The 6,604-nt window shown below is 63.2% G+C and carries 7 protein-coding genes; 4 read left to right on the top strand and 3 right to left on the bottom strand.

Going from position 1 to position 6,604, the window contains the following annotated elements:
* Together NK214_RS16210 and NK214_RS16205 are read left to right on the top strand one after the other, a co-directional pair.
* The coding region (locus NK214_RS16210; RefSeq protein WP_305883559.1) for a phage tail protein at nucleotides 1-520 on the top strand (520 nt) is incomplete at its 5' end.
* Between the two features lie 10 nt (nucleotides 521-530).
* Nucleotides 531-1,115: a tail fiber assembly protein gene (locus NK214_RS16205; RefSeq protein ID WP_253314992.1), complete on the top strand. Its 585-nt coding sequence runs from the start codon at nucleotides 531-533 to the stop codon at nucleotides 1,113-1,115.
* A gap of 209 nt (nucleotides 1,116-1,324) precedes the next feature.
* Here the strand turns inward: NK214_RS16205 and NK214_RS16200 are convergent, their stop codons facing one another.
* From NK214_RS16200 to NK214_RS16190, 3 genes are all read right to left on the bottom strand, one after another.
* Entirely contained in the window at nucleotides 1,325-1,972 is a 648-nt protein-coding gene (locus NK214_RS16200; RefSeq protein ID WP_253314991.1) for an alanyl-tRNA editing protein, read from the bottom strand.
* The gene (locus NK214_RS16195; protein ID WP_253314990.1) at nucleotides 1,969-2,421 is read right to left on the bottom strand and encodes a GNAT family N-acetyltransferase; all 453 of its coding nucleotides are present in this window, start codon (nucleotides 2,419-2,421) and stop codon (nucleotides 1,969-1,971) included. Before NK214_RS16195 ends, NK214_RS16200 begins: the two co-directional genes overlap by 4 nt.
* Nucleotides 2,422-2,666: 245 nt before the next feature.
* Nucleotides 2,667-4,151, bottom strand: coding sequence for a C69 family dipeptidase (locus NK214_RS16190; RefSeq protein ID WP_253314989.1), 1,485 nt, complete (start codon nucleotides 4,149-4,151; stop codon nucleotides 2,667-2,669).
* A 451-nt stretch (nucleotides 4,152-4,602) separates the two neighbouring features.
* Here NK214_RS16190 and NK214_RS16185 point away from each other — a divergent pair, with 451 nt between their 5' ends.
* Together NK214_RS16185 and NK214_RS16180 are read left to right on the top strand one after the other, a co-directional pair.
* Entirely contained in the window at nucleotides 4,603-4,902 is a 300-nt protein-coding gene (locus NK214_RS16185; protein ID WP_107801237.1) for a superinfection immunity protein, read from the top strand.
* A 340-nt stretch (nucleotides 4,903-5,242) separates the two neighbouring features.
* Complete coding sequence (locus tag NK214_RS16180; protein WP_253314988.1) at nucleotides 5,243-6,436, top strand: amino acid aminotransferase; 1,194 nt, start codon at nucleotides 5,243-5,245, stop codon at nucleotides 6,434-6,436.
* The last annotated feature ends 168 nt before the right edge of the window (nucleotides 6,437-6,604 follow it).

Below are 6,604 nucleotides of genomic sequence, written 5' to 3'. Positions count from 1 at the left end.
GCGTGGTTTTTACGTGGATCTGACCCAGTGCGAGGACGGCCCTATCACCAATCTGCTGACCATGTCCGGCGCGCCGGGCCTGGTAGGGCATTTCGCGATGCCTTATACGCCGCCTGGTTGGCTGAAATGCGATGGTTCTCCGGTCAGCCGCAGCACTTACCCCGGTTTGTTTGCCGTGATTGGAACCTCTTATGGTGCCGGAGATGGCTCGACGACGTTCAATCTGCCTGATTTGCGTGGGGAGTTTGTGCGAGGGTGGGATGATGGGCGCCGTGTTGATCCGGGCCGTGCGCTGGGGAGTGCGCAGGCCGGGACTGTCGGGCCTCATGTCCACACAATCATACGCCCAAACGATGGAGGTGCATTGGCGCTTACTCCTGGCTCGGGCGGTGGCGCCTGGGCATACGGCAGAGAGATGTTGTCATCTGATCAAATGACACTCGTAACGGGCGCAAACAGTGGCATTGGCGTTGAAACCCGTCCCCGCAACGTAGCCCTTCTCGCCTGCATCAAATACTAAGGAAACCGCCATGCAAGAACGCAAACAGAAAACCGTCTACGCCTACCATCCGGAATCCGGCGAGTATCTGGGCACCACTACGGCGGATCTATCGCCGCTGGATGTTGAGGAAACTTGGTTGATTCCGGCCAATGCCACCGAGCAGCAACCGCCGCAGGCGGGGGACAAGCAAGCGGCGGTCTACCGCGACGGCGGCTGGCTGCTGGTGGTGGATTTTCGCGCGCTCAAGCTGTGGAGCAAGGCCAGCGCGCAGCCGGTGACGGCGCAAATCGGCGACACGCCGGACAGCTTGCAGGCCACCGAGCTGGAACCGCCGCCTTTCGCGGTGTGGAACAAGAAAGCCTGGAAAGTAGACGCCGATGCGCAGCGTGTGGCGCTAACGGCGCAGGCGCAGCAGGAGTTGCAGCAGCGTTTGGCGATTGCCTATGCTCAGCGCCGGCCTTTGGAGGATGCGCAGGAACTGGGGCTGGCGACGACGCAGGAGCAGGGCTTGTTGACGGCGTGGAAGCGTTACTGTGTCGAGTTGTCGCGCCTGCCGCAGCAGATCGCGTGGCCGCAGTTGGCCGAGGTGGACTGGCCGAAGCAGCCTGCCTGAGCGTTTGCAGATTGCCGTTTCACGTGAAACCACCCGCGCCGGGCATGCCCGCGCGGGTTTTTCTTAAAGCCTGTTCAAAGTCTCGCGGGCAAGAGCGAGACAAGGCGAAAACGGCTGAGAAAGCGGAATGTACACGTGCTACATGAGCATTTCGAAGGTGTACTCATCGCGCCGCTACTCACGTAGCGCAGCAGACATTGAACAGGCTCTTATGGCCGCGCCAGCGTGATCTCCACCCTCTCTTTGCCCTGGCCCACGTTCTTGCGTTTGAGCTTCAGTTCGCCCACTTCGCCGCTGCGGCGCAAATGGGTGCCGCCGCAGGGTACGCGGTAGAGGCCGGGCAGTTCCCAGTAGCGGCGCTGGTTTGCTTCGTCGGAATAGGCGCTGACGATGGCGAGATCGGCGTCTATCAGCGCCTGCACTTTGGCGGCGATGGCGGGCAATAGCGGGGTGATGGGCCGGGCCAGCGCAAAATCGATGCGCGCCTTGTCCTCCGCGATGTGGGCGCCTATCTTTGCCGCGTCGGGCAGCTCGCGGCAAATGGTTTCCAGCACCAGCTCCGCGGCGAAGTGCAGCCGCATCAGCCGGTAGCGGCGCGGCCAGTCTATCGCCACCGTCACCGCGTCGCCGGCGCCAAGGCCGTGATCGTCCGCCAGGGTGTAGGCGATGTCCTGGTCCTGTTTTTCCGCGCGCAGCACCGGACGGCCGCCTATGCTTCCGCTGTCGCTTTCCTGGCCGCCGGAGAAGGCGTAGAAGAGGGTGGCGTCCAGCCAGACCCGCGAGCCGTCCACGTGCGCCACCGTGGTGTGCAGCTCGGTCTGGTAGGGGTCGACCCAGAACTGTTTGCGCACGCTCATGCCGCGCTTCCGGGATTCGCGGCCAGCCGCTGGTAGATGTCGGCGTCTCTTTTTTCCATCATCCATTCCGGCCGGGACAGCGGGCTGAAGCCGAACTGCGCGTACAGGCCGTGAGCGTCGGCGGTGGCCAGCAGCATGCGGCGCAGGTTCTGCAGGCCGGGATGGCTGTCGATCGCCGCCATCAATTGCTTGGACACGCCTTGGCCGCGCCAGGCTTCGACCACGAACACGTCGGCCAGATAGGCGAAGGTGGCGTAGTCGGTGATCACGCGAGCGAAGCCTATCTGCTCGCCGTCGGCGGCGTAGGCGCCGAAGCACAGCGAATGGTCGAGCGAGCGCTCGAAGATGTCGCGCGGCAGTTGGCGCGCCCAGTAGGATTGCTCCGACAGGTAGCGGTAGACGCGTTCGCGGTCCAGCCGCGCGGGATCGGTGTCGATGTGGAGGTTCATGGCGCAGCCAGCCGGGCGAGGGGGATGCCATCAAAGATAACACGCCCGGACTGGCGGGAGCGGCCGGGTTTGCCCGCGCCGCTCCTGGCTGCTAGCCGCTTAGAACCTGTTTACGATCTGCTGCGTGGCGTGAAGCGTTGCACGGTGAGTACCCGCTCAAAATGCTCATGTCCCACCTGTACATTCCGCTGTTTCGCTCGTTTCCGCCTTGTTTCGCCTTAGCTCGCGAGATCGTAAACACGTTCTTATAGGTTTTTGATTTTTTCCAGCTCCTCCGGGCTGTATTTCTTCTCGCTGGCCTTGGTCAGGTCGGTCAGCAGGCCGGCGTGCACGTCGCGCGCCGATTGCACCGCGCTCAGCATATTGCCGCCGCTCCACTGGCTGGCAAAGCCTACCGCGGTTTGCGGCTGACTGGCGTAGAGGCTGGTCAGCATGGCGTCCACTGCCGGCTGCTGGCTTTGGAACTGCCGCTCCAGCCGCGCCTGCCATTGCGCCAGCACCGGCAGATATTTGTCCGGCTTGGTCTGGGCCAGCGTGGCGTTGGCGCGGAAGGCCCAGTAGGCGGAGCCGCTCTCGTAATTGGCCGCGCCGGCGCGCAGCGGCACGGGGATGTCCTTCATCGCGTTTTCATACATCGGCACCAGCACCGCGCCGGCCGGGCTGCCGAAGGATTGCCAGGTCAGCGCCGCCAGTTCCTTGGGCAGGCCGGCGCGCAGCTGGATGACGTGGGTTTCTATGGTGCGGTCCACGCCCATCGGCCGGTCCGCGTCCTTCTGTTTGGCCAGCGCGGTGCCGTGGAAGGTGGCGCGCAGCACCTTGGCCACGTCGGCCACCGCGATCTTGTGCTCCGGCTTCAGCGTCAGCGGGTATTGCGTCTGCCGCGTGGCCTGGCGCAGCGCCGGGTTCAGCAGATGCTGGCCCAGCCATTCGCGGTCCACATTGTATTTGTCGCCGGTGACGCCGAAGGCCTGGGCGAAGTTGAAGCGCTTGGCGTCCATCTTGGCCAGCAGCTGGTGTTTGGCGGTGAACTCGGCCAGGCCGGGGCTGGCGATCACATTGGCGCGGTCGGCGAGGTCGATGTCGTGCAGGCGCAGGCCGTTGGCCACCATCAAATAGCTGTCCTGCGGCACGCGATAGGCCAGCCAGTGGTGGCCGGAGCCGATTTCCATATACCAGGCTTCGTTCGGATCGGCGATCAGCACGCCATTGCCTTCGCCGGCGCCGTATTGGCTCAGATAGCGGCCCAGCAGTTCCACGCCTTCGCGCGCGGTCTTGGCCTGCGGCAGGATCAGCGAGGGGATCACCGCCTCCACCACGCCGCTGTCCAGCAGCGGGTCCGCTTTCTTGGCGCGGGCGTTGATCTCCGCGCTATTGGTGGCGGATACCGCCACATTGAATTCATTGACGCCGCGTTCCTCGTACAGACCGTCGCCGCCGGCGCTGTCGCCGTTCCAGTCCATCAGGCCGCTATAGCGGTAGAACTGTGCCGGCGCCGGCACTTTCAGGCCGTTCTTGAAGCTCAGCGTCTCATCCTTGGCCGCCGCGCGCGCCGGATGCAGCACCAGGCGCTTGTTCCAGTTATTGATGTAATAATCTTCGTTGCGGGCGATGATGATGGAGCCATCGGCGGAGGCCTGTTTGCCGACGATCAGCGATGAGCAGGCGTCGGCAAGCGGGGCGGCCAGCGCAAGGGCGGTGGCCAGGGCAAGCAGGGTAGGGCGCGGCGTCATGATGCATTCCTCTTCTCTGAGAGCGTGTTTACGATCTAGCGAGCTAAGGCGAGACAAGGCGAAAACGGCTGAGAAAGCGCAGTGTACAAACGGTACATGAGCATTTCGAAGCGGTACTCACCGTGTGACGTCTCACGACGCGCAGCAGATCGTAAACTGGTTCTGAGCAGTCAGTCGCGGTGCGAGACGGCTCATGGTGGCCGCGCGCTAAGCGTGCGGCGGTTTGGCGGTGAGGGCAAGTGGATTGTAGGCAGATGGTTCGCATTAGTTGAAATGGGAATCCCATGCTTGCCTGATGCATATCAATCTTGCGCTGTTTGGTAAAAATGTGGCGCAAACTGTCTGATTTATGCAATTGCTTTTGCCATATTGGCGCAAGCCTGATTAAGCTTGGCATTTCATTGTGGCGGCGGCTGATGGCGCCGTCGCGGCGAGAACGGATTAGGAAGATATGAAGATTTTGACGATGGCGCGCAAGCTGTTCTTCACGGTGCTGGCGGCGGCGCTGGCCTTGTGGGCTTACGGCGCTTATAGCGGCGAGCCGCAGTGGCAGCAATGGGCGATGTATCTGGGCAATGCGCTGGCCTTGGGCGGCGCTTATCTGGTGCCGACCTTGACCGCCGCCTTGGTGGGCAGCCCGCGGCTGAAGCTGGTGGCGGCGCTGAATGTGCTGGGCGGCTGGCTGATCCTGCCGTGGATTGCGGCGATGATGCTGGCGCTGAAGCGCGACGATCTGGCGTCCGGGTCCTGAATCCGTCTGGCACAATACTCTATCTTTACCGCCCCGTCAGAGGGCGGCGCAAGAAGCTGTTTACGATCTGCTGAGCGTCGTGAGACGTGGCACGGCGAGTACCGTCTCGAAATGCTCATGTACCACTCGTACATTCCGCTTTCCCAGCGGTTTTCGCCTGGTCTCGCCTGAGCTCGCTAGATCGTAAACACGTTCTAAGAGCGGCTAACAAACATGGGTTTCACGCCTGAGGCATGGCGCGCCGTTGAGTACGGCAAGTCGGTCCAACGCAGCATCAGGGGTTTGTTAGCCGTTCTAAACGGCTGCACGAGGCGATACCACACTACTCAAGGAGAAACACATGTTTCAGCACGTCGACGCCTACGCCGGCGATCCCATCCTGTCGCTGGTCGACGCCTTCGGCAAGGATGCGCGCGGCGACAAGGTCAACCTCAGCATCGGCCTGTATTACGACGAGCAGGGCCGCATTCCGCGCCTGAACGCGGTGCAGCAGGCTGAGGCCAAGCTGGCGGCCCAGCCGGCCCAGCCTTGCACTTATCTGCCGATGGACGGCCTGCCGGCCTACCGCAAGGCGGTGCAGGAGCTGTTGTTCGGCGAGGGACACCCGGCGCTGGCCGCCGGCCGCGTCGCCACCATCCAGACCCTGGGCGGCTCCGGCGCGCTGAAAGTGGGCGCGGACTTCCTCAAGCGCTATTTCCCCGACGCCCAGGTGTGGGTCAGCGATCCGACCTGGGACAACCACGTGGCCATCTTCGAAGGTGCCGGCATCGCGGTCAATCGCTACCCCTATTTCGATCCGCAAACCCGCGGCGTGGACTTCGCGGCGATGCTGGACACGCTGGAAACCCTGCCCGCCGGCAGCATCCTGCTGCTGCATCCGTGTTGCCACAACCCCACCGGCTCGGATCTTGACAATGCGCAGTGGGATCAGGTGGTGGCGCTGGCCAAGCGCAAGCAGCTGATTCCCTTCATGGACATCGCCTACCAGGGTTTCGGCGCCGGCTTGGAAGAGGACGCCTACGCCATCCGCGCGATGGCCGACGCCGGCGTGTCCTTCCTGGTCAGCAACTCCTTCTCCAAGATCTTCTCGCTGTACGGCGAGCGCTGCGGCGGCCTGTCGGTGGTATGCCCGAACCAGGCCGAGGCGGAGCTGGTGTTGGGCCAGCTCAAGGCCACGGTGCGCCGCAACTACTCCAATCCGCCCACCACCGGCGCGCGCTTGATCGCCACCGTGCTGGGCGACGCCGAGCTGAAAGCGCTGTGGGTGTCCGAGGTGAACGAGATGCGCGGCCGCATCCTGGAGATGCGCGGCATTCTGGTGGAAGTGCTGAAGCAGGCGCTGCCGGAGCAGGACTTCGCCTATCTGGTCCATCAGCGTGGCATGTTCAGCTACACCGGCTTCAGCCAGGCCCAGGTGGACGCCCTGCGCGAGCGTTTCGGCGTCTATCTGGTGGGCACCGGCCGCATGTGCGTGGCCGGCTTGACCCGCGCCAATGCGCCTTATGTGGCCAAGGCTTTCGCCGCGGTGCAGTAAGAACCTGTTTACGATCTGCTGCGCGTCGTGAGACGTGACACGGTGAGTGCGGCTTCGAAATGCTCATGTACCACGTGTACATTCCGCTTTCTCAGCCGTTTTCGCCTTGTCTCGCTCTAGCTCGCGAGATCGTAAACAGGTTCTAAAAACCTGTTCAAAGCCTGCTGC

It is taken from the genome of Chromobacterium sp. S0633 (genome assembly GCF_024158805.1).
Taxonomy (GTDB): Bacteria; Pseudomonadota; Gammaproteobacteria; order Burkholderiales; family Chromobacteriaceae; genus Chromobacterium.
The sequence above is the reverse complement of the archived record's forward strand: the minus strand, read 5'-3'. Positions and strand labels throughout refer to the sequence as shown.